Raw genomic sequence first — 23,173 nt, forward strand, 5'->3', positions numbered from 1 at the left:
CACGGAGACCGCGGCCGGGGCCGTACCCGGGCCGTTGGCGGCTCGCCTGCTGTGGGTGAGCACGCAGCGCGCGCCGGACCCCGTCCTCGCCCTCCAGGATCATGCGGCGCAGCGCCTGCGGCACGTCGCCCCCGGCCAGGTAGGCCTGGACGGCGTCCAGCGTCTCCTGCTCGACCTGCAGCGCGGGGAAGCAGCCCACCGCGAAGCCCTGCGCGACGTCGAAGCTCCACTCCTTGTAGACGCGGCCGACCTCGGCGAAGTACTTCTCCCTGAACGGCGCCAGCAGCTCGGGGTGGTGCGGGTCCTGGAACCCGCCGACCGTCGTGCGGAAGACGGCGTTGGCCAGTTCCCCGCCCACGATCGCGGTCCAGGCGGCCTGCTTGGCCTCGGGCGTGGGAATCGCCGCCCGGCACAACGCCGCCGAGCGCTCGCCGGTCGCGGTGGCGTCGCGCTCGAGCTCGGCGGCGATGTCCGCCTCGCCCAGCCGCCCACCGGAGACCAGCGCGTGGATGAGCGTCCAGCGCAGGTCCGCGTCGACGGTCAGCCCAGCCGGTACGGCGGAGCCGTCCACGATGCCCGCCAGCACGTCCAGATCACCCTGGCCGACGGCGACGCCGGCGAAGGCCTGCACGTAGGCCAGCTGGTAGTCCGAGCCCGCCTCGGCCCCGGCGATGAGCTCACGCGCCATCGTGGCCAGCTGGGCCAGGCCCTCGGGCCGCCAGGCCGGGTCGGCGTACTGCTGGACGGCCAGGCGCGCCTGCCGCAGCACCGTCTGCAGGACCGTGAGGTCCTTGACCGTGCCGCCGCCGGAGACGACCAGCTTGACGTAGTCGCGCGTGGACATCTCGCCGTCGCGCGTCATGTCCCAGGCGGCCGACCAGCACAGGGCCCGCGGCAGCGAGTCGGCGAACTTCGTGATGCCGCCCTCGACCAGCGTGCGCAGCGACCGCTCGTCCAGGCGGATCTTGGCGTACGTCAGGTCGTCGTCGTTGACCAGCACCAGGTCCGGCTGCTGCTCGCCGACCAGGTCGGCCACCGCGGTACGGGCGCCGACGACGTCGAGCTCGACCCGCTTGGTCCGGGTGAGCACGCCGTCCACCAGCGAGTACAGGCCGATCGCGACGCGGTGCGAACGCAGCGTCGGGTAGTCGGCCGGAGCCTCCTGCAGCACCTCGAAGCTCTCGAACCGGCCGTCGGCCGACACCGTGAACGAGGGGCGCAGCGTGTTGACCCAGGAGGTCTCCAGCCACTCCTTCGACCACGACGACAGGTCACGGCCCGAGGTGCGCTCCAGGGCGCTCAGCAGGTCCTTGAGCTCGGTGTTGCCCCAGGCGTGGTCCTTGAAGTAGTCGCGGACCCCGGCCAGGAAGTTGTCCAGGCCGACGTAGGCGACCAGCTGCTTGAGCACCGAGGCGCCCTTGGCGTAGGTGATGCCGTCGAAGTTGACCTCGACCGCCTGCATGTCGACGATGTCGGCGGCGATCGGGTGGGTGCTCGGCAGCTGGTCCTGGCGGTAGGCCCAGGACTTCTCCACGTTCGCGAACGTCGTCCACGCGCCCTGGCCCCAGCGGGTGGCCTCGGCCTGGCACAGCACGGACATGTAGGTGGCGAACGACTCGTTCAGCCACAGGTCATCCCACCAGCGCATGGTGACCAGGTCGCCGAACCACATGTGCGCCATCTCGTGCAGGATCGTCTCGGCGCGGCGCTCGACCACGGCGTCGGTGACGCGGGAGCGGAAGACGTAGTCCTCCAGGAACGTCACGCAGCCCGCGTTCTCCATCGCGCCGGCGTTGAACTCCGGCACGAACAGCTGGTCGTACTTGCCGAACGGGTAGCGGACCCCGAACACCTTGTGGAAGAAGTCGAAGCCCTGCCGGGTGACCTCGAGGATGTTGTCGGCGTCGAGGTGCTCGGCCAGCGAGGCCCTGCAGTAGATGCCCAGGGGGATGCCGTCGTGCTCGGCGGTGACCTTGTGGTATGGCCCCGCCACCAGCGCCGTGATGTAGGTGGACATGACGGCCGTGGCCGGGAACACCCACTTGCTGTCCGCGTGGACCGCGCCGTGCTTGCCGCCCTCCTGGGGCAGCGGCTCGACGTTGTCCGCCGCGGCGTTGGAGACGACCTCCCAGTCGGCCGGCGCCAGCACGGTCAGCTGGAAGGTGGCCTTCAGGTCGGGCTGGTCGAAGCAGGCGTACATCCGGTGCGCGTCGGCGGTCTCGAACTGGCTGTGCAGGTAGACCTTCTGGTCGACCGGGTCGACGAACCGGTGCAGGCCCTCGCCGGAGCGCGTGTAGGCGCAGTCGGCGTCGATGCGCAGCTCGTTGCTCTCGGCCAGGCCGTCGAGCGGGAAACGTCCCTTCTCCGCGTCGTAGGCGGCGGCGTCGAGGTCGACGCCGTTCAGCGTCACCTGGCGCACGCGCGCGTCGTGCAGGTCGATGAACGTCGAGGCGCCCGGCTGCGCGTTGAAGCGGACGGTCGTCACGCTCTCGAATCGTTCTTCGCCTTCGGTCAGGTCGAGCGCGACCTCGTACGATTCGACCTTGAGCAGCCGGGCGCGCTCGCGTGCTTCGTCCCGGGTAAGGTTCCCTGCCAAGTTCCGCTCCTTCTACACCACTTCATCGGGGTTTGCCGGAATCTTCCCATGATGGGAATAGCCTTCATTCCCCTCCAGGTTATGACCCTGCGTGACTGAGACGACTCCTGTAGATCTCTGGTTCGATCCTTTCTGCCCCTACGCGTGGGTCACCTCCCGGTGGCTCACCGAGGTGGCGCAGGTCCGGCCCATCGAGATCCGCTGGCACATCATGAGCCTCAACGTGCTGAACGAGGGCAAGGATGTGTCCGAGGCCTACCGCGAGCAGATCGCGCGGGCCATCGAGCCGGTCCGCGTCGTCGCCGCGGCCAGGCAGAAGTACGGCGAGGCCGCCGTCGGCCCCCTGTACACCGAACTCGGCACCCGCCTGCACAACGAGCGCGGCATCAAGCGCCTCGGCAAGCTGCGCGAGCTGGTCGAGGCCGCGCTGGGCGCCGCCGGCCTGGACCCCGAACTCGCCGCCGCCATGACCTCCGAGGAGTACGACGACGACGTGCGCGCCTCCCACGACGAGGGCATCGGACTCGTCGGCCAGGAAGTCGGCACCCCGGTCATCCGCGTCGGCGCCAACGCGTTCTTCGGCCCCGTGATCACCTCGATCCCGCGCGGGGAGGACGCCGGCCGCCTCTGGGACGGCGTGCGGCTCGTGACTGAATTCGAGGACTTCTTCGAGCTCAAGCGCACACGTACCAAGGAGCCGGTATTCGGGTAGAACCCCCTGCGTGGGACGGTTCGGGGGAATCGGCGCCTACCTCTCGCTGAAGCCGCGTGGGGAGCGCCTGCGGGACACGATCTGGTTCGTGCCGCTGCTGATGATGTCCGGCGCCTACCTCGGCGCGTACGCGGTCGAGGAACTGCAGGTGGCGCTGGAGCGCAGCACGGCCGCGCAGGCGCTCCTGGAGGAGCTGGAGCTGCACCAGTTCACGTTGCCCGCCGACGCATCGCTCCTGAGCGACCTGAAGGAGGGCGTGAAGGGCAGCCTCTCGACGCTGACCGGCGCGCTGATCAGCACCATCACGCTGCTGATCTCGCTCACGCTGGTCGCCGTCCAGCTCGCCTCCTCCCAGCTCGGCCCGCGCCTGATCGGCGACTTCCTGCGCAACCGGGTCGTCCAGGTCACCATCGGGCTGTTCCTCGGCACCTGGATCTTCGGCAACCGCACCACCAGCTCCATGAGCCGCGACGTGGTCATCCCGTCGCTCGGCCTGTTCGCCACCCAGTTGCTCACCGGCGCCTGCCTGGTGATGCTCGTGCTGTTCGTGCAGGCGGTCGTCAGCGAGGTCCGCATCCCCGTCGTCCTGCCCCGGCTGGTACGCGAGGTCGACTGGCTGCTCCACCGCGACTTCGAAGGCGAGCCGGCGGAACCGCCCGCGGCGGAGGGCAGCGCGATCCTGGCCGTCCGCTCCGGCTACCTGGACCTCGTCCACGACCGCCCGATCGTGCGATGGGCGGTGCGCCGCGACACCGTCGTCACGCTCGTCCACCTGCCCGGCACGTTCGTCATCCAGGGAACGCCCGTGGCCGTCACCTCGACCCCGCTCACCCTCACCCGCGGCGACCTGCGGCGGATGGACCGCTGGATCACCCTGTGCCCGCTGCCCCGCACCGGCTCCACCGTCGTCGGGCCGGTCAACCGGATCGTGGAGATCGCCCTGCGCGCGCTGTCGCGCGCGATCAACGACACCAACACCGGGCTGGCCTGCGTCGAATGGCTCGGCGAGGCCTTCCGCCGGCTCATCCCGATCCCGGCCGAGCCAGAAGGCCGCACCGACCGGCGCGGACGGGTACGCCTGGTCACCTGGCGCACCGACACCGCCAGACTGGCCGAGCACGCCTTCGGGATGATCCGGGTGTCGGCCAGGGACAATCCCGTGGTGCTGGTGCGAATCCTGCGAGTTTTCCAGGATCTCGGACATCTGCCGCTTTCCACGGCGCTTCGCCGTACGCTGCTGGAAGAAGGTGACCGGGTCCTGGCCACGGCCCGCACTCACGTCCGGCCGGAATGCGACGTGCGAGCGGTGGAGCAGGCACACCACGTGATGTGCCAAGCCCTCGCAATGTGACGGCGGGCGCGCGAGGATGGGGGCTATGCGTCAGCTCTATATCGGCGGTGCCTGGACCGCTTCCGCGTCGGGAGAGGCGATCGACGTCGTCAACCCCGCGACAGAGGAGATCATCGATCGGGTGCCGGCGGGAGCCCCCGACGACGTCGAGGCTGCCGTCAGAGCCGCACGCGCGGCCTTCCCCTCCTGGTCGGCGACTGGCGGCGGTGAGCGCGGCAAACTGCTGGCCGCAGCCGCCGACCTGCTGACCGAGCGCGCCGGGGACATCGCCCAGACCATCGCCACCGACATGGGCGCGCCGCTCGGCTTCGCCCTGAAGGTGCAGACGCTGATGCCGGCGGGCGTACTGGCCGGTTACGCCGAACTCGCCGAAACCCACCCGCGTGAGCAGCGCGTGGCCAACTCCCTGATCGTCAGGGAGCCCGTGGGGGTCGTGGCCGCCATCACCCCGTGGAACTACCCGCTCCACCAGATCATCTGCAAGGTGGCCCCGGCCCTGGCCGCCGGCTGCACGGTGGTCCTGAAGCCCAGCGAAGTGGCCCCGCTGGCCGCGTACGCGCTGGCCGACATCTTCCACGCCGTGGGCCTGCCGCCGGGCGTCTTCAACCTGGTCAGCGGCCGCGGCCCGATCGTCGGCGAGGCCATGGCCACCCACCCCGAGGTGGACCTCGTCTCCTTCACCGGCTCCACCACCGCCGGCCGCCGAGTGGCGTCGCTGGCCGCCGAAACGGTGAAGCGGGTCGCCCTGGAGCTGGGCGGCAAGTCCGCCAACATCATCCTCCCGGACGCCGACCTGCGCGCCGCGGTGAAGGTCGGCGTGGCCAACTGCTTCGTCAACTCCGGCCAGACCTGCTCGGCGTGGACCCGCATGCTCGTCCACCGCGACCAGTACGACGAGGCGGTAGGCCTGGCTGTGGAGGCGGCGGCCAAATACACCGTCGGCGACCCCTTCGACGAGAACCACCGCCTGGGCCCCCTGGTCTCGGCCGCCCAGCGCGACCGCGTCGTCCACTACATCAACCGAGGCCAGGAAGAGGGCGCCCGCCTGGTGTACGGCGGCACCGAACCCCCCCACCCCAGAGGCTTCTACGTGGAGCCCACGATCTTCGCCGCGGTCTCGCCCGGGATGACGATCGAGCAGGAGGAGATCTTCGGCCCGGTCCTGTCGATCATCCCGTACCTGTCGGAAGACGAGGCCGTCCAGATAGCCGACGGCACCAAATACGGACTGTCCGGCGCGGTATGGGCCGGCACGGAAGACCGCGCCGTGGCGGTAGCCCGCCGCCTACGCACCGGCCAGGTAACCATCAACGGCGGCCCCTTCAACCCCCAGGCCCCGTTCGGCGGCTACAAACAATCCGGAATCGGCCGAGAAATGGGCGAACCCGGCCTGGACGAATACCTGGAAACCAAAAGCCTCCAACTCTGACCCACCACACCCCCTCCCACCACCACAACCCGCCCCACACGAGACACCGCTGCCCAACTCCTTGAGCCACCCTCCGACGCACGCCCTGGCGCCGCTGCGCTGGGAGGGGGCCAACGGTCTCAAGCGCCGCCTAACGGCGGGTGCCTTACGACCGGCGCTCTACGACCGCCGCTTTACGGCGGGTGACGCGGCCCGTGACCCCCCGCGGGGGTGCCGCAGTCCCCGTGCGGCGGTGCCGCAGCGTCTTACGGCGGCGCACCCCCACGCTTCTCCCCGGCGCCGCACGGCGGGACGTAGGTCGGTGGTGTTCGGCGCAGTCTTGCGGCGGGCGGGGTGGGGCATGGTGGGTGGGCAAGGGCGGAGTTGTTACGGCGGGCGGCCCCGTGAGCCCTCACGACCATCGCTCGACAGACCCCAGCGCACGACGGCGGGGCGGGCAAGCCAGGCCTCGCCGTAACAGAGCTAAAGGCCTGTAACAGACACCTCGCCGCAACACGGCAAGAACAGCAGGAACAGTGCCGCTACGCGCCGTCGGGGAGGGCTGGCAGTTGGCCGATGGTTTCGTAGGTTTCGAGTTGGGCGATGCGGCGGCTGTGGCGCTCGGCGCCGCTGAAGGTGGTGGTGAGGAAGACCTCGACGAACCGGGTGGCCTCCTCCGCCGTGTGCATGCGCGCCCCCACGCCGATCACGTTGGCGTTGTTGTGTTCGCGGGCGAGCTGGGCCGTCTCCTCGCTCCACGCCAGCGCCGCGCGGATGCCACGGACCTTGTTGGCCGCGATCTGCTCCCCGTTGCCGGAACCGCCGATGACGACGCCCAGGCTGCCCGGGTCGCCGGCGACGCCCTCGGCCGCGCGCAGGCAGAACGCCGGGTAGTCGTCCTCCGCGTCGTAGACGGCGGGGCCGCAGTCGATCACCTCGTGGCCTTTGTCCTTCAGCCAGGACACCAGGTGGTTCTTCAGCTCATAGCCGGCATGGTCGGCACCGATGTAGACACGCACCGGACCAGTCTTCCACACGGTCCGCCACGGCAGGCCGCACCTGACCGCGCGCTGGCTAAGGTAATCAGCGTTCGTCTACGGCAACCCTTACGGAGCATCCATGCGTGAGATCCGCGTGATCGGCGACCCCGTCCTGCGCACACCGGCCGAGCCGGTCGGCGACTTCGACAGGGAGCTGCGCAAGCTGATCGACGAGATGTTCCAGGCCATGTACGCGGTGGACGGCGTCGGCCTGGCCGGTCCGCAGATCGGGGTGTCGCGGCGGCTGTTCGTGTACGACATCAGCGGACGCAAGGGCCACATGGTCAACCCGGTGCTGACCGTGGACGACCCCGCCCCGGTCATGGATGAGGAGGGCTGCCTGTCGGTGCCGGACCGTACGACCGGCAAGCCCCAATACGCCCAGACCCCCCGCGCCGCCGGGGTCACCGTGGAGGGACTCGACCGCCTGGGACGTCCGCTGCGCGTCAAGGCCCGCGGCTCCCTGGCACGCTGCTTCCAGCACGAGACGGACCATCTGGACGGCAAGTTGTACATCGACCATCTGTCCAAGGAGGCCGCCCGCAAGATCATGCTGCAGGCGTAGGTTTGTCACCATGACTGATCTTTCGGGCAAAGGAGCATTGGTAACCGGTGGTTCGCGCGGCATCGGCCGCGCCGTCGTCGAACGCCTGGCGGCCGACGGCGCCCAGGTCGTTTTCACCTACCGCGGCGACGCGGACGCCGCCCGCGAGGTGTCGGAGTCGACCGGAGCCCACGCCGTACAGGCCGACCAGGGCTCGCGCGCCGACCTGGACCGGCTGTTCGCCGAGGCGGAGAAGATCCTCCCCGGCCTCGACATCCTCGTGAACAACGCCGCGGAAAGCACTCCCACCCTCATCGGCGACATCGACGACGAGGCGTTCGACCGGGTCTTCAACGTCAACGCCAAGGCCACCTTCCTCGCCATCCAATGGGCCGGGCGCGTCATGCGCGACGGCGGCCGGATCATCAACCTCTCCACCCTCAACACCGCCATGCCCGCCCCCGGCCTGACCCTGTACGCGGGGAGCAAGGCGGCGGTGGAGCAGTTCGCCAAGGTCGCGGCACGGGAGCTGGGCGGACGCGGCATCACCGTCAACGTCGTCTCCCCGGGCGCGACGGACACCGACATGCTCCGCTCCACCAACCCACCCGAGGCCCTGGCCACGATCCCCGCCTACACCGCCCTCCAACGCCTCGGCGCCCCCACCGACGTCGCCTCCGTGATCGCCCTCCTCTGCAGCCCCGACGCCGCCTGGCTCACCGGCCAAAACCTCCTCGCCACGGGGGGACTGTTCCTCTAGCTCCGTGTAGCTCTGTTCCTGTTACGGGCCTTTTGCTGTGTTACGGCGGGGCCTGGCTTGCCCGCCCCGCCGTCGTGCGCTGGGGTCTGTCGAGCGATGGTCGTGAGGGCTCACGGGGCCGCCCGCCGTAACAACTCCGCCCTTGCCCACCCACCATGCCCCACCCCGCCCGCCGCAAGACGGCGCCGCGCACCACCGACCCCCATCCCACCGCGCGGCGCCGGAAAAAGCGTGGGGGTGCCGCCTCACGAGATGCCGCCGTGCCGTCGCGCGTGGCGCTCAACAGACGGCGGGGCCGATCTCGTACGTAGTGAACAAATCGGGTGGCTTCCGCATCTCAACTTACCGATCGATACCACCGTCAGGAGGAGCCACAGTGGATACCCGCCAGGAATGCCAGGTGTGGCCTGGTCCGACCCGCAAGGCCCGGGGGCTGCCGACCGCAGTGATCGCCTTAACGACCGTGATCGGCTTGACCACGCTCGCACTTACCGGGAACCAGACTCCGGCTACAGCGAGCGTGGCTGCGCACACGGCCGTCAAGACAGCCATCCCCAAAGGTTTCCTGCTGTATGAGAGCAAGGCGGCGAGGAAGAGGCTGGAGAAGAAGGTCGTCCGCACACGCATGCAATGGAAGGTCAGTGACCGCCTGGAAGAGCCATTGCTGATCGACCCTTGTGCTACGGGAAAGCGGACCGACAAGAGTCGCCAGTCCGCGCGTACCATCACGGGGCGTTCGGTCACGTGGGACGGCGACTACTCCGAACAGGTGATCGTCTACCGCGATGAGACGGCCGCACGCGCGGCTATGAAGGGCCTGCGCTCGGACCTCCGCCGGTGCGCCAAGCGAAACCGCAACCACTTCACCTACCGGGTAAAGGCCACAGGTATAGGGGACGAGGCGTTCATGGTGAATATGTTCAAGGTCGCCTCAATAGATGCGGCCACCGTCATGCGCCAAGGTAGGACCGTGGCCATCTACGCCCTTCCGGGCAGCGGTGACATCCCGGGCGATCCTCCGAAGTGGCGGGAGGCCGAGTACGGAGGACTCGAGGCCAGGAAGATGGCGAAGAAGCTCAACGACAATCCGCTTTGAGTTCGCCGCTTGGTGGGGGGTGGCGGGTCAGTGGGGTTGGGGGGGTGGGGCGTTTGGGATCGCGGCGGGGGGTTTCGTCGCGTAGGGGGCGGCGGTCGGCTGATTCCTGTTGTTCCTTGCTCGGCCGTGACACGTCTCGCGCGCGCATCGCGGTGATCGCGGTGATTTGCAGGCTCTGCAGTGCCATGCCCCCGACCCTACGTCAGAAGACCATCCCCGCCCACGGCTTCGGGCTCCACGACATGGCCGTGGCCAGCGTACGGACCGTTCCGGGCGTGTGCTCCGACAGCAGGCCCGCCTCCAGCAGCGTGGTCAGCTGGCCGTCGCCCAGGTACGCCGTGCCCAGCGCCGACGCCGGCAGCGTGATGTCGGCCGGCTCCTCCGTCGCCTTGCAGGAGGCGCTCGTGGTGTCGGCGGTCAGCCGCCAGCGGCGGGCGTTCCATTCGCACACGTCGTCCTCGACCTCGATGACGACGTCCACGGGCGCCGAGTAGGCGCGAGCCGCCAGCGCCTTCTCCACGTCCACCACCCGCACCCACAACTCATCGGACCACCCGGCGCGCAACTGGCGCGGGTCGGCGAGGAGCGCGGTGATCGGGTCGTCGACCGCGATGCCGGCGGTGACCTTGGTGACGAGGTCGCGGTCCAGGACGCTGCGCCACAGCGCGGCGTGCGCGGCGGGGTCCTTGGCCTCGATCTCGTGGAGTTTCAGTTCGCCGTTGGGGATGCCGTCGTCGTCCCAGGACGACTTGATGCGGAACAACGCATATCCCCGTACGCCGCCGTCGTCCTCGGCCAGGACGCAGCGCAGGGTGCCGTTGCCGCCCTGGTCGGCTTCCTCGTCGGCCAGGGCGCCGTTCCAGAAGTGCTCGTTCCTGGCGTAGCGGCCGGGGCGGCGGGTGATGACCTCGGCGAGCACGTTCTCCAGCTGCTCGCGTACGTCGGCCGGCCTCGCCACCCGCAGCCGCAGCTCCGGGTCGGAAGGCGCGTCGCGCTTGAAGGCGGCGCCGGTCTTGTTGATGGACACGCTGAGTTCCGACGCGGCCTTGCCGTACCCGTAACGGCCATAGATGGCCGACTCCGAGGCGTAGAGGGCCGCTACGGCCTCGCCCCGTTCGTGCACGTCGTTGAGCTGGCGGCGCATGAGCGAGGTGAGCAGGCCGCGGCGGCGGTGCGAGGGGAGCACGCTGACGGCGGTGACGCCCGCGACGGGCAGCGTTCCGCCCGGGATGGTCATGGTCAGGCTGAAGACGGCGGTCACGCCCGCCACGGTGTCGCCGTCGAAGGCCGCGAGCGTGCGGGGGAGTTCGGTCTGGGCCTTGAAGCGCTCGTTCTGCACCGGGGCGGGGGTCCAGCCGAAGCCTTCGCCAAGTACTCGTGAGTACGCGGACCACTCGGACTCATCGATGGGACGGATCGGGTACGTCATCCGTCCACCGTAAGAGCGGGCAAAGGGGTAGGGCCACCCAATATCCGTTCGTAATGATCAAGGCGTTGGTCAAGTGGGCTGCCCAAACGGGTATGAGACCGATACAGTCATCCGCATCATGAGTTCCCGTCCGGCGCCGCTGATCCCGCCACGGCTCCGCGCGCTCCTCGTGCGGGTGCCGTTTCTGGTGCCCGTTGTCCGGTTCCTTAGGCGGGGACCGCTGGCGCGTGACCGGAATCTCACGATCACCCTCAGTTTGCTGACTCTGGTCGTCGGAGGTCTGGCCGCCCGGGTGTCGACGGAGTGGTTCTCGCCGTCGCTGCTGATCCTCATCACGCTCGTGGGCGGGCTGCAGCTGCGGCTGCGGAGCCTGGCCAAGCTGCTGGTCGTGGTGGCCGTGGCGCTGGGGTACATCGCGATCACGCTGGGCGTCGGCAGGGTCGGGCTCGGGCTCATGGTGACGATCGGGTTCACGACCGTGCTGGCCGTGCTCATGGCGCGTACCCGCGGCAAGCTCGGCGTGCAGGGCCTGCGCGGCGACGCGATGCTGCTGGAGCTGCGCGACCGGCTCAAAAGCCAGGGCGAGCTGCCCGCGCTGCCCAAGGACTGGGGCGGCAAGGTCGTTCTCAAGCAGGCCGGCGGCTCCTCCTTCGGCGGCGACTTCCTCGTCTCGATGCGCGACGGCGACAACCTGGAGATCGCGCTCGTGGACGTCTCCGGCAAGGGCGTCGACGCCGGCACCAGAGCGCTGCTGCTGTCGGGGACGTTCGGCGGGCTGCTCGGCTCCGTCGACGACTTCCTGCCCGCCTGCAACACCTACCTTCACCGCCAGCGCGGCGACGAGGGCTTCGTGACGGCGGTGCACGTACGCATCAACCTGGCCACCGGCGCCTACACGATCACCTCGGCCGGGCACCCGCCCGTGGTCAAGCTCGACGCGGGCACCGGCGGCTGGCAGGTGGCCACGGCCAAGGGCGTGGTTCTGGGCGTGGTGCCCGACCTGCACTGCGAGCCGGACAGCGGCGTGCTGCGCAAGGGCGACGCGCTGCTGCTCTACACCGACGGGCTGATCGAGCAGCCGGGCCGCGACATCGACGCGGGCCTGGACCGCCTGCTGGGCGAGGCCGAGCGGCTGCTGCCCAACGGCTTCCGCGACGGCGCCCGCGCGCTGGTCAACTCGATGTCGTCGGGACACAACGACGACTGCGCCCTGGTGCTGATCTGGCGGCCGTGACGTTTCACACGGGTGACCCTGTGTGCTCTCTCATGCGCAGATGGTGTGCGCGGTCACTGGCAGGGGCCGGTGGCGGCCTGAGATTCTCAGAGGGTCGATCCCCCCATGCCGCGCGGAAAGAGGCGCGGCTCCGCTGAGAGCAGCTCAAGATCCCCGGGTCCCGGGGGAGCGGCGCGGTTCCGCCGGGGCCCGGCCAGAAGCCAGGTGGCCCCGTGGTCGCTCGCGGGCCGCGCGTCCGTGGTCGGTGTGGCCAACGTGGGGGAGGCCGCCGCCGTACCCGGCCGCGGGCACCGGCCGGAGCCTCGGCTGGTGTGCCACCTGCGGAGATCCTTCAGAGCCAGCCTGAGTCGCTGGCGATGCGGACCGCGTCGAGCCGGTTGCGCGCGCCGGTCTTGCACATGATGCGCGACAGGTGGTTGCGCACCGTCCCCACCGAGAGGAACAGCTGATCGGCGATCTCCGTGGACCGCGCTCCACCGGCCGCGATCCGCAGCACGTCGAGCTCGCGCCGGGTCAGGGGGTTGGCCGCGGACTCCAGCGCCGCGACGGCCAGGTCGGAGTCCACCGCCCGCCGGCCGGCCGCGATCTGCCGCACGCCTTCGGCCAGTTGCTCGGGACCCACGTCGAGGCTCATGAACCCGAGCGCGTGCGCCGCGAACGCCCCCCGCACCTGCCCCGCGTTGGGGTGGGCGGAGACGACGAGCACCTTGCAGCCGGGCGCCTTCTCGTGCAGCCGGGTGGTGACGGCGAGCCCGCCGCCGGGCAGATCCAGATCGATGACGGCCGCCGCCGGCAGGTGCGTCAGGGCTTCCGGCACCACGTCCTCGCCGTTGCCGAGCTCGGCCACGACCGACAGGTCCGCCTCGGCTTCCAGCGCGGACACCAGGCCTCGCCGTACGAGCGGCAGGTGTTCGGCAACGAGGATCCGGATCAACGTGCTCCCTTCGTCATACCCCAGGGTGATCGTGCGACTGCGCACTGTCAACGCAGTCTGTCGATTCCGCAAAGCGTGCGCAAGCCATTCAGGTGTGGAGACTTCGACTACTCTGGGGCTGTCAAGACCTTCCGTGACCCTGGAGCGCCCCTAGATGATCTGGCTCACCATCGCGGGATTCGCCTTGTTCTTCGTTGGCCTGGCGGCCTCCATCGCGCTGCACGAGCTCGGCCACATGGTCCCCGCGAAGATTTTCGGGGTGCGGGTGACGCAGTACATGGTGGGCTTCGGGCCGACCCTGTGGTCGAAGCGGAAGGGCGAGACCGAGTACGGGGTCAAGTGGATCCCCCTCGGCGGCTACATCCGGATGATCGGGATGCTGCCGCCGCGTCCGGGCGACGATCCGACGAAGCTGCGCAAGGCCTCGACCGGGCCTTTCCAGGGGCTCATCGACTCCGCGCGCGACATGGCGCAGGAAGAGGTACGGCCCGGCGACGAGAACCGGGTCTTCTACCGGAAGAAGTGGTGGCAGAAGGTCATCATCATGTCCGGCGGCCCGCTGATGAACTTCGTGCTGGCCTTCGTCTTCTTCGCCATCGTGCTGATGTACTTCGGCGTTCCCGTCCACAAGCCGATCGTCTCGCCGATGACCACCACCTGCGTCATCCCGGTCGCGGAGAAGCGCGCGGAGTGCAAGCCCGGTGACCGGCCCACCCCGGCCGCCCAGGCGGGCCTGAAGGTGGGCGACGAGATCGTCGCCTTCAACGGCGTGAAGATCACCTCGTGGGAGGACGCGACCAAGAAGATCCGCGCGCACGGCGCGGGCGCGGCCAAGCTCGGCATCACGAGGAACGGCCAGCCGATGACGCTCGACGTCAACCTGATCGCGCAGGACCGGCCGAACCTGGAAGACACGAAGAAGATCGACAAGAATGTCGGCTTCCTCGGCGTCGCCCCCACCGAGGTCTACGAGACGCAGTCGATCGGCGCCGTGGCCGGGCACATGGTCAGCCTGACGGGACAGGTGGCCAAGTCGCTGCTCAACCTGCCGGAGAAGATGGTCGGCGTCTGGCACGCCGCGTTCTCGGGCGAGGAACGCGACCGGCAGGGCCCGGTCGGCGTCGTCGGCGCGGGCCGGATGGGCGGCGAGATCCTCGCCTCCGACCTGTTGTCGGGCCAGGAGAAGATCGCCACCTTCATCAACCTGCTGGCCGGCTTCAACCTCGCGATCGGCGTCTTCAACCTGATCCCGCTGCTGCCGCTGGACGGCGGCCACATCGCCGGCGGCCTCTGGGAGGGGCTCAAGCGCGCCTTCGCCCGCGTCTTCCGCCGGCCCGAGCCCCGTCACGTGGACATCGCCAAGGTGCTGCCGCTGACGTACGTGCTGGCCATGGTGATGATCATCATGGCCGGTCTGCTCGTCTACGCCGACCTGGTCAACCCGATCCGCCTGTCCGGCTGAGGCCCCTACTCGCCCGTGGTCCCGTCGATCCGCTCGCGTAGCAGGTCGGCGTGGCCGTTGTGGCGGGCGTACTCCTCGATCATGTGGAGGTAGACCCAGCGCACCGACACCGTCAGGGGCTCGCGGGTGCGGTGCACGACCCCGTCGAGCGGCACCCCCGCGGCGGCCTCGCGGGCCGCGGCCATCTCGCTCTCCCACATCTTGAACGCCCCCGCCCGGTCGTCCTCGTCCACGCGGTCGAAGTCGGCGTCCGGATCCTCGGGCGTGACGTAGATGAACGGCAGATCGTTCTGCCCGCCGAGCCGGCGGCGGAACCAGCCGCGCTCCACCTCCGCCATGTGCCTGATCAGCCCGAGCAGCGACATCGTGGACGGCGGCAGGGCCCGCGTCCGCAACTGCTCGTCGGTGAGCCCCTCGCACTTCCAGGCCAGTGTCTGCCGGTGGTAGTCGAGGAAGCCTTCCAGCGTGCTTCGCTCGTCGCCGTCCACGGGTGGTTCGATGCGCATAGCCTAAGACTATGGACCAGCTGGAACGCCTGCGGAACCTCTGCCTGGACCTGCCGGAGACGACGGAACGGCTCAGCCACGGCGAGCCCACCTGGTTCGTGCGGGACAAGAAGACGTTCGTGACGTTCGCCGACCATCACCACGACGACCGGCTCGGCTTCTGGTGCGCCGCGCCGCCGGGCGTGCAGCAGGAGCTGGTGGCGGAGGACCCGGAGCACTACTTCCGCCCGCCGTACGTGGGACACCGCGGCTGGCTCGGCGTCTACCTCGACGTGGACGTCGACTGGGCCGAGATCAAGGAGATCGTCACCGACGCCTACCGGATGATCGCCCCCAAGACCCTGGTCAAGCAGCTCGACGCTCCCACCGGTCCGCCCTAGTAGGCAGAAAGGTGTAGACCGGATTGGCTCGCGCGTAGGAGTCGGGGCGCCGGTCGCGGCGGCAGGATGGGTGACCATGACGACAACAGTCCTCCTGACGCTGGTGGGGCTCGCCCTGGTGGACAGCACGAGTTTCGGCACGCTCGGTGTGCCTCTGGTGATGATGCTGGCCTCCGACCGCAGGCAGGTCGGCCGGATGGTCATCTACCTGGCCACGATCACGCTCTTCTACTTCCTGGTGGGCGTGGCGCTCATGCTGGGCCTGTCGGCGTTGCTGGAGAACTTCGGTGACGTCTTCCAGAGCCGTACCTTCCTGTGGGTGCAGTTGGCGGTCGGTGTGGGCCTGTTCCTGCTGAGCTGGCGTTTCGACTCCAAGAAGCAGAAGAAGCAGTGGGAGCCGCGCCTGGGCGGGCCGGGCACGATGGTGTCGCTGGCGCTGACGATGGGTGTGGTCGAGGTGGCCACGATGGCGCCCTACCTGGCCGCGATCGGCATCATGACCGCCTCCGGGCTGACGCCGATGCAGTGGGGGCCGGTGCTGGCGGGGTACGTGCTGGTGATGGTGCTGCCGCCGCTGGCCCTCATGGCCGGGCGCGGCCTGGCGGGCGACTGGCTGGAGCCGAAGCTGGCCAAGCTGCGCGACTGGATCCTCAGGAACGCCGCCTCCATGGTCGGCTGGACGCTGGCCATCGTGGGCTTCCTCATCGCCCGCGACGCCGCCGCCCGCCTGTTCGGCTGGCTCCAGTAGCCGTTGTTCACCCGTATGGGGTGGTTCGCGGCCGCATGGGGGCGATAGAGATAGATCCATGGACGAGAACAGGCACCCCATCGGCGAGATGCTGACTCAGGCCCTCCAGGCACTGGAGCGGGCGGAGGAAGCGCCCGCCGACGCCGTCTTCCAGGGCGACGGCGCGGCGGCCGACGGGCAGGTGCGGGCGGTGGCCGGGCCGGACGGGCGGTTGCACGAGCTGCGTCTCAACCCCCGGGTCATGCGCATGGCCTCGGAGGACCTCGCGCGGGAGATCCTCACCGCGGTCAACGCCGCGCTGGACGACCTGCGGGCGAACGTGCCGGGACTGGAGGCGGCCGACCCCCGGCGGCTCGCCGAGACGATGGGCGGGACGCACGACATCGTGCTGGGGCGGCTGGCGGAGTTCGCCGACGGGGTGGAGCTGGTCGTGCGCCGGCTGGAGGAGCGGTGAACGGGTTCGACCGGGGGCCGGACGTCTCCCACGCCGACCTGCGCGGCACCGGCGCCGGGCTCGGCCAGACCGGAACGACGTGGCTGGAGGCGGTGGCTGAGCTGCGCGCCGGCCTGGAGGGAGAAGGAGACCCCTGGGGCGAGGTGCCCGCGACCATGGTCAAGGCCGCCTACCTCGAGGTCACCAGGAAGGCGCTGGAGGTCTGCGAGGCGCTGGGGGAGCGGCAGGTGACCTCGGGCGAGGACGTGCGGTTCATGGAGGCGAACTACCAGGCCGCCGAGCGGCGCGGTGAGGAGGAGGCCGCGCGCGTCAGGCGGCTGCTGGAGCGGTCATGACCGGCGTAGTTCCCCGGGGCCGAGGAGCACACCGGCGGGTCCTTCCGGGTTGACGACGACGCCCACGTCCGCGGGCAGGAGCGCGACCAGATCGCCCCCGCGCAGACGCTGCCAGTCCATGGCCCCGTCCGGCAGGGTCTCCGGCAGGTGGGCCTGAGCCGTGTAGGCGAACGCCGCCCGGCCCTCTCCCGTGTCGAACACCGGCACCCCGCCGCCCGGCCCGGCGGCCACGATCACCTCCGCCGCCAGCAGCAGCGGCACGATGTCGTCGCCGGTGGCGTAGCCGGTCGAGGCGAGCTGCAGGGCCCGGTCGAGCGGGTCGGTGGGCTCGGGGTGGCCCAGCGCCACCGGCGAGGGCCGGTATCCGGCGTTGTGCCGGAACTCGCCGGTGATCTCACCGCGCGCGTCGACCTGCCAGGCCCCGATGATCCCGTACGGCGGGACCTCCCCACCGGGGTCGAAGAACGGATCGATCGCGTACATCCAGGTCCCCGGGCTCTGCCGTGCCCGCCGCCGCAGCTCGTCGGTGACCGCCGGCGGGGGCGGTGGTACGTCGTTCACGGCGATCCTCCGGGGAAGGGGTCGTAGTGCGGGTTGCGGATGAAGTTCTGCGGCGTTTTGGGCACCCCTTGCGGCCAGGCGCCGGTGATGTATCTCCGGTGCACCCCGCCGGGGAAGGCGATCTCGCGCTCGTGGGACAGGTGGCTCGCGGCCTTCAGCGTGTCCTGGACGTCGATGCCGCCCGGGGCGTCGACCTCGTAGACGAAGCGGCGCGGGACGGCGTTGTCGATGTCCATCCGCGTGCTGGTCCCGACGAAGGCGGACGGCCGGGACTTGAGCACGTGGTCGGACAGGTTCGTCATCGACGGGTCGCGCGGCAGCAGTCCCCGCTCGAAGATCTCGTCGGGAGACCTGTCCTCGGCGCGGTAGACCGGCGGGCGGTCCCGCCGCCAGATCGGGTACGGCGTGATGGACGAGACGTCCACGCTCTTGTCGGCCGCCGACTCAAGGTGGTTGCCGGGGCCGCGCACGGGCGTCGGCGGCCGCTTGCCGGGCGGGATCGCGCCGGACCCCGTCTTGGAGGCCGGCTTGCGCAGCAGCGCGGACGCGCGTCCGAACAGGCGCAGCGCGCTGCGTTCCAGCAGTTCGACCATCCGGCGGATGATCTCCCGCGCGGCCGTCCTGGCGCCGCCCACGACGGGACCCACGGCGGCGAGCGAGGCGCCGGCGGTGGGGCCCGAGGCGGCGACCAGCCGCGCCAGGTGCAGGGCGAGCCGCATGAGCAGGACGATCAGCGCCACCTTCATGGCCAGCACGATCATCGCGGAGATCTGTAACGCGCCGCCGATGAGCAGCGCGGCGGTGACCGCGTCGCCGGTGCGGGCGGAGGTGTCGCGCCACTCGCCGTCGAACGCCCGCACGCCTTCGCCCTCGTTGCGCGCGGTGGTCTGGGCGGCGTGCGTGGCCGCGGCCGAGGAGACGCGCACCGCCGTCATCGCGAAGGAGATCCACTGGGTACCGGCCGCGTGCAGCCGGTCCTCGTCGACGAGCGGCCACGAGACGACGATGTTGAGCAGCATGGCCAGCCCCGGTGGTGGCTGCAGCGCCACGGTGCCCCTCCTTGCCCGGTGATCACATCCGAGGGGTCACACTACTGGGGCGCGCTCACTGCATGGAGATGTGCGGGTGGTCGAAGTGGTTCTCGGTGATGCTGCCGCGGTCGCTCATCGCCCGCCATCCCGACCCCATGTTGATGCGCTGCTTCCAGATCACGTACTTCACGCCGAAGCGGTTCTTGTTCTTGATCGCCCAGGCCGCGATCTGGTCGCCGAGCGCCTGGTTGGCGGCGGTGGGCATGGAGCCGCCGGTGCTCATCATGAAGTCGCAGGCCCGGCCGAGCGGGTGCTCGCCGCCGCCGCCCGAGCGGTAGCAGCCGACCTCGAAGGGCAGGTTGAAGGTCTTTTTGATCTCGTCGCGGATGATCCGCATCCGTGAGGTGATGTTGTCGGAGCCGGAGGGCAGCTCGGGGGCCCAGGATCCGTCGTTGCGCTTGCCGGTGCCGTACGGCATGAGGTCCTGGAGCTTGTCCTTGATGTCCTTGATGACGCCTTCGGCCTCGTCGCGCTCCTTGGCCACCTCGTCCGCCTGTCCGGCGATCTGGGTGGTGAGCGCGGCGGCCGCGTCCGCGGCCTTCTTCTTCTCGTCGCGGGCGGCGGCGACGCCCGCGATGACCGCCTGCTCCTCGTCGGTGAGCTGCTCCAGTACGGCCGCGCCCGGCGCGTCAGGCGTGTACAGGAAGCCGGGCAGCGTGCCGCCGCTGCCCTGGTAGCGCAGCTGGGCGATCTCGGCCACCCGCCGCTCGGCCTCGACCAGCGCCGTCTCGGCGGTGGCCAGGCGCGCCTGGGCGGACTTCTCCGCCTCCTTCGCCTTGGCGAGTGCCACGCGCTTGCCGTTGTAACTCTCGATGAGCTTGTCGACCTGGGTGTTGAGCTTCTTCAGCTCGGCCCGCAGCTGCTTCTCGCCCGGCTTGGGCGCGGCGTGCGCGCTCGCCGGGGTGAACGCCACAGCTGCGGCGGTGATGAGACCGATGGCCAAAGTCGCGGGGGACGCAACCGCCACGTGGGGGATTCCTCTCCATCTGCCGGCCGGGTTAGCTGACGGGTTCGGGCTGGGAGATGCCCTACCACCGAAGTGGATTCACCCCAGGTGAGGCTGGGTCCCCGGCTCCCGGGCAACACGCCCGGGATTAGGCGGCAACGGCTGTGACAACCGGTGCGTGAGGGATATTAGTAGTAAATGGCGGGCAATGCGACTTCAAGTGGAAACCAATTAGTGATCTACCTGTGATCGAAGCAGGCGTGCGGCCTCCTCGGGCAGCACGTCGTTGACGAAGGCCCCCATCGCCGACTCCGACCCCGCCAGGTACTTGAGCTTGCCGGGCGCGCGCCTGATCGAGAACAGCTCCAGGTGCAGATGTCCCAGCTCACGCAGGTACCGCACCGGCGCCTGGTGCCACGCCGAGATGTACGGCATGGCCACCCCGAAGATTCCGTCCAGCGCCCGCAGCACCGAGGTGTAGAGCGGCGCGAAGGCCGCCCGCTCCGCCTCGGTCAGCGCCGCGAGGTCCGGCACCTGACGATGCGGGTAGACATGCACCTCGTACGGCCAGCGCGCCGCGGCCGGGACGAAGGCGGTCCACAACTCGTTGGCCGCCACGACCCGCTCCCCGGCCCGTTCGGCGGCCAGCACGTCCGCGAACAGCCCCGGCCGCCGCTGCGCCGCCGCGAGCTGAAGCTTGGTCCGCGGCGTCACGTACGGGTAGGCGTAGATCTGCCCGTGCGGGTGGGGCAGCGTGATCCCGATCTCCTCGCCCCGGTTCTCGAAGACGAAGACCTGCTCCACGCCCTCGATCGCGGACAACTCGGCGGTGCGGTCCGCCCACGCCTCCATGACCAGCTCGACCTGCGCGTCGCTCAGCCGTGAGAACGACGAGGAGTGCTCGGAGGTGAAGCACACCACCTCACACCGCCCCGCACCCGGCCGCACCTCACTCAAGCCGCCCACATCGTGATAAGTCCCAAAATTTCCGCTGAAAGATGGGAAGCGGTTCTCGAACACCACCACGTCATAGTCGTGCGCCGGGATCTCCGAGGCCCGCGTGTCGGACGACGGGCACAGCGGGCACTCGTCGGCGGGCGGCAGGAACGTCCGCGTCTGCCGGTGCCCCGCGATCGCGATCCACTCCTCGGTCAGCGGGTCGTAGCGAAGTTCCGAGGCGAGTGGCCGGGGGTCGAGCGGACGCCGGTCCACCGCACCGCGGTCGGCGTCGTCGCGCCGGTCGAAGTAGATCAGCTCTCGCCCGTCGGCCAGGTGGGTGATGGTGCGCTTCACTGCGTGCCCTCCGCGATGATCAGTTCCCCGACGCGCTCGGCCAGCTCGGCGCGCGCCTCGGCGGGCAGACCCTGGTCGCTGATGACGACGTCGGCCTCTGCCAGGTCGGCGATCGTGCTGATGCCGACGGTGTTCCACTTGGTGTGGTCGGCCGGCACGACCAGGCGGTGGGCGGCGGCCACCAGCTCCCGGTCGGTCTCCGACTCCAGCAGGTTCGGCGTGGTGAACCCGGCGCGCGCGCTCATCCCGTGCACGCCCAGGAACAGCGTGTCCACGTGCAGGCGGCGGATCGCGGCGACGGCGACGGGACCGACCAGCGCGTCGGAGGGCGTGCGGACGCCGCCGGTGAGCACCACCGTGCGGTCGGCGCGCGGAGCGCGGTGGAAGACGTCGGCGACCGGGACCGAGTTCGTGATGACGGTGAGGTCGGGCACCGAGACCAGGTGGTGGGCCAGCGCCCACGTGGTGGTGCCCGCCGACAGGGCGACCGCGGTGCCCGGCCCGACCAGCTCGGCGGCGCGGCGCGCGATCGCCTCCTTCTCCTGCTGCTGGCGGGCGGACTTGGCGGTGAAGCCCGGCTCTTCCGTGGAGCCGGGGCCGAGTGTGGTCGCGCCGCCGTGCACCTTCTCCAGCAGGCCGCGCTCGGCCAGCGACTCCAGATCGCGCCGCACGGTCATGTCGGAGACGCCGAGCTCGCGCACGAGGTCGGCCACGCGGACGCCGCCGCTGGCCCGGACCCGTTCGAGGATCGTCTGTTGCCGCTGCTGTGCGAGCACACGCCCTCCTTCCAACAAGTTCAAACAGATTATGACATGAACATGTTGAAGAATGTGAGGTCGCTTGCCGGGGGGCCTGGTGTGGGATACGCATGCCGTACTGGAAAAGGCCCGCTCAAAGGAGGACGACGGATGGCAAGGCGCGCCCGCAAGTCCCGAGCACGCAAGAAGAAGAAGGCCAACCACGGCAAGCGCCCCGCGTCGCGCTGACGGTCACCCGGCCGCGGTGAGCTCCTTCACGGCGGCCGAAACCGCCCGGTGGAACGTCGGGTAGGCGTAGATCATCTCGTCGAGCCTGGTGAGCGGGACGCGGGCGTGCACCGCCAGCGTCAGCAGACCCAGGACCTCGCCCCCGGGCGGCGCCGCCACGGTCGCGCCGACCAGGACGCCGTCGGCCGCCACCAGCTTGACCAGCCCCTCGGCCTGGGCGATGTAGCCGCGCGTGCCCAGATCGCCCACGGCGACGCGCACATCCAGGCCCCGCTCGCGGGCCTGCGCCTCGGTCAGGCCCACCGCGCCCACCTCGGGATCGGTGAAGGTCACCCGGGGCACGGCGTGGTATTCGGCCGCGTGCACCGGCTCGCCGAGGATCTCCTTGACCACGATGTTCGCCTGGTACATCGACATGTGCGTGAACGCGCCCTTGCCGACCGCGTCGCCGATCGCCCAGACGCCCTCGGCCGCGCGCATCCGCGCGTCCACCGGAATCGCCCGCGCGCTCTCGTCGAGCCCGATCGCGCCGACGCCCAGCGCCTTCAGATCCACCCGGCGGCCCGTCGCCACCAGCAGCCGCTCCGCCTCGGCGCCGCCGACCGTGAAGCGGCCGTCCGCGTAGTCCACGCGGGCGACCTTGGCCGAGGTCCGCACGTCGATGCCGCGCCCGGCGAAGACCTTCTCCAGCAGAGCGCTTGTCTCCGGCTCTTCGAGCGCGATCAGCCGGTCGGCCGCCTCGACCACCGTCACCGCCACGCCGAACGTCCGGAACATCTGCGCCAGCTCCGCCCCGATCGCGCCGCCGCCCAGCACGATGATCGACTCGGGCAGCTCGGCGTTCTCGATCGCCTGATGGTTGGTCCAGTACGGCGTGCCCGCCAGCCCCTCGATCGGCGGCACCGCCGCCTGCGAACCGGTCGCGATCACGATGCCGCGCGCCGCGCGCAGCACCTGGTCGCCGACGGTCACCTCGCCCGGCCCGGTGACAAGCCCGTGGCCCCTGACCAGGTGGCCGCCCTTGCCGGTGAAGCGGTCGGCGGCCACCTTGTCGTCCCAGGAGTCGGTGGCCTCGCGCACCCGGCGTACCAGCGCCGGCCAGTCGCGCGAGGTCTCCGCCTCGTGAATCATGATCTTCGAGGGAATGCAGCCCCAGTAGGGGCACTCGCCGCCCACCAGGTTCGACTCGACGGCGGCCACGCGCAGCCCCGCCTCCGCCAGCCGGCCGGCCACGTCCTCGCCGCCCGGACCCATCCCCAGCACGATCACATCGACGTCCATTCTCAGTACATAACCAGCCGTGAGCC

24 protein-coding genes and 1 riboswitch are annotated in these 23,173 nt (G+C 70.1%); of the genes, 13 read left to right on the plus strand and 11 right to left on the minus strand.

Going from position 1 to position 23,173, the window contains the following annotated elements:
- Positions 1–2,596 (minus strand): aminopeptidase N (gene pepN / locus ACFWY5_RS55525; RefSeq protein ID WP_379640019.1); only part of this gene is annotated, 2,596 nt, incomplete at its 3' end.
- A gap of 91 nt (positions 2,597–2,687) precedes the next feature.
- On the opposite strand from pepN, the gene ACFWY5_RS55530 reads away from it, so the two are divergent.
- The 3 genes from ACFWY5_RS55530 to ACFWY5_RS55540 are packed head-to-tail and all read left to right on the plus strand — an operon-like array spanning position 2,688 to position 6,088.
- Positions 2,688–3,308: a DsbA family protein gene (locus tag ACFWY5_RS55530; protein ID WP_379640020.1), complete on the plus strand. Its 621-nt coding sequence runs from the start codon at positions 2,688–2,690 to the stop codon at positions 3,306–3,308.
- A gap of 10 nt (positions 3,309–3,318) precedes the next feature.
- The gene (locus tag ACFWY5_RS55535) at positions 3,319–4,659 is read left to right on the plus strand and encodes a DUF2254 domain-containing protein (protein ID WP_379640022.1); all 1,341 of its coding nucleotides are present in this window, start codon (positions 3,319–3,321) and stop codon (positions 4,657–4,659) included.
- 25 nt (positions 4,660–4,684) lie between these two features.
- Positions 4,685–6,088 carry an aldehyde dehydrogenase family protein gene (locus ACFWY5_RS55540; protein WP_379640023.1) on the plus strand — a complete coding sequence of 468 codons (1,404 nt, stop codon included), beginning with the start codon at positions 4,685–4,687 and terminating at the stop codon, positions 6,086–6,088.
- 521 nt (positions 6,089–6,609) lie between these two features.
- Here ACFWY5_RS55540 and ACFWY5_RS55545 read toward each other — a convergent pair.
- A complete protein-coding gene (locus tag ACFWY5_RS55545; RefSeq protein ID WP_379640024.1) occupies positions 6,610–7,086 on the minus strand; it encodes a ribose-5-phosphate isomerase in 477 nt (158 codons plus the stop codon).
- 100 nt (positions 7,087–7,186) lie between these two features.
- Between ACFWY5_RS55545 and def the strand changes: the two genes are divergently transcribed.
- The 3 genes from def (at position 7,187) to ACFWY5_RS55560 (ending at position 9,507) form a co-directional block, all read left to right on the plus strand.
- On the plus strand, positions 7,187–7,672 hold the full coding sequence (gene def / locus ACFWY5_RS55550) for a peptide deformylase (protein ID WP_379615043.1): 486 nt from the start codon (positions 7,187–7,189) through the stop codon (positions 7,670–7,672).
- Positions 7,673–7,682: 10 nt separating this feature from the next.
- Positions 7,683–8,411 (plus strand): SDR family oxidoreductase, encoded by a 729-nt coding sequence (locus ACFWY5_RS55555; RefSeq protein ID WP_379615044.1) that lies wholly within the window; start codon positions 7,683–7,685, stop codon positions 8,409–8,411.
- A 376-nt stretch (positions 8,412–8,787) separates the two neighbouring features.
- On the plus strand, positions 8,788–9,507 hold the full coding sequence (locus ACFWY5_RS55560) for a hypothetical protein (protein WP_379640026.1): 720 nt from the start codon (positions 8,788–8,790) through the stop codon (positions 9,505–9,507).
- A gap of 202 nt (positions 9,508–9,709) precedes the next feature.
- On the opposite strand, the gene ACFWY5_RS55565 is transcribed toward ACFWY5_RS55560, so the two are convergent.
- The gene (locus tag ACFWY5_RS55565; RefSeq protein ID WP_379640027.1) at positions 9,710–10,936 is read right to left on the minus strand and encodes a GNAT family N-acetyltransferase; all 1,227 of its coding nucleotides are present in this window, start codon (positions 10,934–10,936) and stop codon (positions 9,710–9,712) included.
- Between the two features lie 118 nt (positions 10,937–11,054).
- Between ACFWY5_RS55565 and ACFWY5_RS55570 the strand changes: the two genes are divergently transcribed.
- Positions 11,055–12,170, plus strand: a complete 1,116-nt coding sequence (locus tag ACFWY5_RS55570; RefSeq protein ID WP_379615050.1) for a PP2C family protein-serine/threonine phosphatase — start codon at positions 11,055–11,057, stop codon at positions 12,168–12,170.
- A 331-nt stretch (positions 12,171–12,501) separates the two neighbouring features.
- Here ACFWY5_RS55570 and ACFWY5_RS55575 read toward each other — a convergent pair whose 3' ends face one another.
- Complete coding sequence (locus tag ACFWY5_RS55575) at positions 12,502–13,104, minus strand: response regulator transcription factor (RefSeq protein ID WP_379615052.1); 603 nt, start codon at positions 13,102–13,104, stop codon at positions 12,502–12,504.
- Positions 13,105–13,258: 154 nt separating this feature from the next.
- On the opposite strand from ACFWY5_RS55575, the gene ACFWY5_RS55580 reads away from it, so the two are divergent.
- Positions 13,259–14,566, plus strand: coding sequence for a M50 family metallopeptidase (locus tag ACFWY5_RS55580; protein WP_379640028.1), 1,308 nt, complete (start codon positions 13,259–13,261; stop codon positions 14,564–14,566).
- A gap of 5 nt (positions 14,567–14,571) precedes the next feature.
- On the opposite strand, the gene ACFWY5_RS55585 is transcribed toward ACFWY5_RS55580, so the two are convergent.
- Entirely contained in the window at positions 14,572–15,072 is a 501-nt protein-coding gene (locus ACFWY5_RS55585) for a DinB family protein (protein WP_379640029.1), read from the minus strand.
- 11 nt (positions 15,073–15,083) lie between these two features.
- Between ACFWY5_RS55585 and ACFWY5_RS55590 the strand changes: the two genes are divergently transcribed.
- The 4 genes from ACFWY5_RS55590 to ACFWY5_RS55605 all read left to right on the plus strand — a co-directional run bounded on the left by ACFWY5_RS55590 (position 15,084) and on the right by ACFWY5_RS55605 (position 16,989).
- On the plus strand, positions 15,084–15,452 hold the full coding sequence (locus tag ACFWY5_RS55590; RefSeq protein ID WP_379615058.1) for an MmcQ/YjbR family DNA-binding protein: 369 nt from the start codon (positions 15,084–15,086) through the stop codon (positions 15,450–15,452).
- 76 nt (positions 15,453–15,528) lie between these two features.
- Positions 15,529–16,200 carry a GAP family protein gene (locus ACFWY5_RS55595; RefSeq protein WP_379615060.1) on the plus strand — a complete coding sequence of 224 codons (672 nt, stop codon included), beginning with the start codon at positions 15,529–15,531 and terminating at the stop codon, positions 16,198–16,200.
- Positions 16,201–16,258: 58 nt separating this feature from the next.
- Complete coding sequence (locus ACFWY5_RS55600) at positions 16,259–16,654, plus strand: YbaB/EbfC family nucleoid-associated protein (protein WP_379640030.1); 396 nt, start codon at positions 16,259–16,261, stop codon at positions 16,652–16,654.
- On the plus strand, positions 16,651–16,989 hold the full coding sequence (locus ACFWY5_RS55605; RefSeq protein WP_379615064.1) for a hypothetical protein: 339 nt from the start codon (positions 16,651–16,653) through the stop codon (positions 16,987–16,989). The genes ACFWY5_RS55600 and ACFWY5_RS55605 overlap by 4 nt, the downstream gene beginning before the upstream one ends.
- Here the strand turns inward: ACFWY5_RS55605 and ACFWY5_RS55610 are convergent.
- The 5 genes from ACFWY5_RS55610 to ACFWY5_RS55630 all read right to left on the minus strand — a co-directional run bounded on the left by ACFWY5_RS55610 (position 16,984) and on the right by ACFWY5_RS55630 (position 21,656).
- The gene (locus ACFWY5_RS55610; protein WP_379640032.1) at positions 16,984–17,550 is read right to left on the minus strand and encodes a type VII secretion system-associated protein; all 567 of its coding nucleotides are present in this window, start codon (positions 17,548–17,550) and stop codon (positions 16,984–16,986) included. The two genes, ACFWY5_RS55605 and ACFWY5_RS55610, sit on opposite strands and share 6 nt — an antisense overlap.
- Positions 17,547–18,599, minus strand: coding sequence for a hypothetical protein (locus ACFWY5_RS55615; RefSeq protein ID WP_379640033.1), 1,053 nt, complete (start codon positions 18,597–18,599; stop codon positions 17,547–17,549). Before ACFWY5_RS55615 ends, ACFWY5_RS55610 begins: the two co-directional genes overlap by 4 nt.
- A gap of 55 nt (positions 18,600–18,654) precedes the next feature.
- Positions 18,655–19,608: a coiled-coil domain-containing protein gene (locus tag ACFWY5_RS55620; protein WP_379615070.1), complete on the minus strand. Its 954-nt coding sequence runs from the start codon at positions 19,606–19,608 to the stop codon at positions 18,655–18,657.
- 6 nt (positions 19,609–19,614) lie between these two features.
- A riboswitch (cyclic di-AMP (ydaO/yuaA leader) is annotated at positions 19,615–19,752 on the minus strand.
- 66 nt (positions 19,753–19,818) lie between these two features.
- Positions 19,819–20,880, minus strand: coding sequence for a galactose-1-phosphate uridylyltransferase (gene galT / locus ACFWY5_RS55625; protein ID WP_379615072.1), 1,062 nt, complete (start codon positions 20,878–20,880; stop codon positions 19,819–19,821).
- A complete protein-coding gene (locus ACFWY5_RS55630) occupies positions 20,877–21,656 on the minus strand; it encodes a DeoR/GlpR family DNA-binding transcription regulator (protein WP_379615074.1) in 780 nt (259 codons plus the stop codon). The genes galT and ACFWY5_RS55630 overlap by 4 nt, the downstream gene beginning before the upstream one ends.
- 132 nt (positions 21,657–21,788) lie before the next feature.
- Here ACFWY5_RS55630 and ACFWY5_RS55635 point away from each other — a divergent pair, with 132 nt between their 5' ends.
- Positions 21,789–21,866: a 50S ribosomal protein bL37 gene (locus tag ACFWY5_RS55635; RefSeq protein ID WP_376773618.1), complete on the plus strand. Its 78-nt coding sequence runs from the start codon at positions 21,789–21,791 to the stop codon at positions 21,864–21,866.
- A gap of 3 nt (positions 21,867–21,869) precedes the next feature.
- Here ACFWY5_RS55635 and ACFWY5_RS55640 read toward each other — a convergent pair whose 3' ends face one another.
- Entirely contained in the window at positions 21,870–23,147 is a 1,278-nt protein-coding gene (locus ACFWY5_RS55640; protein ID WP_379640034.1) for a dihydrolipoyl dehydrogenase family protein, read from the minus strand.
- Positions 23,148–23,173 lie beyond the last annotated feature (26 nt).

Source organism: Nonomuraea sp. NPDC059007, assembly GCF_042740555.1.
GTDB lineage: Bacteria > Actinomycetota > Actinomycetes > Streptosporangiales > Streptosporangiaceae > Nonomuraea.

Bases quoted from the DNA above. Each gene is read 5' to 3' on its own strand.
- ACFWY5_RS55540 (WP_379640023.1), top strand. From the start codon at position 4,685: ATGCGTCAGCTCTATATCGGCGGTGCCTGGACCGCTTCCGCGTCGGGA.
- def (WP_379615043.1), top strand. From the start codon at position 7,187: ATGCGTGAGATCCGCGTGATCGGCGACCCCGTCCTGCGCACACCGGCC.
- ACFWY5_RS55555 (WP_379615044.1), top strand. From the start codon at position 7,683: ATGACTGATCTTTCGGGCAAAGGAGCATTGGTAACCGGTGGTTCGCGC.
- ACFWY5_RS55565 (WP_379640027.1), bottom strand. From the start codon at position 10,936: ATGACGTACCCGATCCGTCCCATCGATGAGTCCGAGTGGTCCGCGTAC.
- ACFWY5_RS55570 (WP_379615050.1), top strand. From the start codon at position 11,055: ATGAGTTCCCGTCCGGCGCCGCTGATCCCGCCACGGCTCCGCGCGCTC.
- ACFWY5_RS55580 (WP_379640028.1), top strand. From the start codon at position 13,259: ATGATCTGGCTCACCATCGCGGGATTCGCCTTGTTCTTCGTTGGCCTG.
- ACFWY5_RS55585 (WP_379640029.1), bottom strand. From the start codon at position 15,072: ATGCGCATCGAACCACCCGTGGACGGCGACGAGCGAAGCACGCTGGAA.
- ACFWY5_RS55590 (WP_379615058.1), top strand. From the start codon at position 15,084: ATGGACCAGCTGGAACGCCTGCGGAACCTCTGCCTGGACCTGCCGGAG.
- ACFWY5_RS55595 (WP_379615060.1), top strand. From the start codon at position 15,529: ATGACGACAACAGTCCTCCTGACGCTGGTGGGGCTCGCCCTGGTGGAC.
- ACFWY5_RS55600 (WP_379640030.1), top strand. From the start codon at position 16,259: ATGGACGAGAACAGGCACCCCATCGGCGAGATGCTGACTCAGGCCCTC.
- ACFWY5_RS55635 (WP_376773618.1), top strand. From the start codon at position 21,789: ATGGCAAGGCGCGCCCGCAAGTCCCGAGCACGCAAGAAGAAGAAGGCC.
- ACFWY5_RS55640 (WP_379640034.1), bottom strand. From the start codon at position 23,147: ATGGACGTCGATGTGATCGTGCTGGGGATGGGTCCGGGCGGCGAGGAC.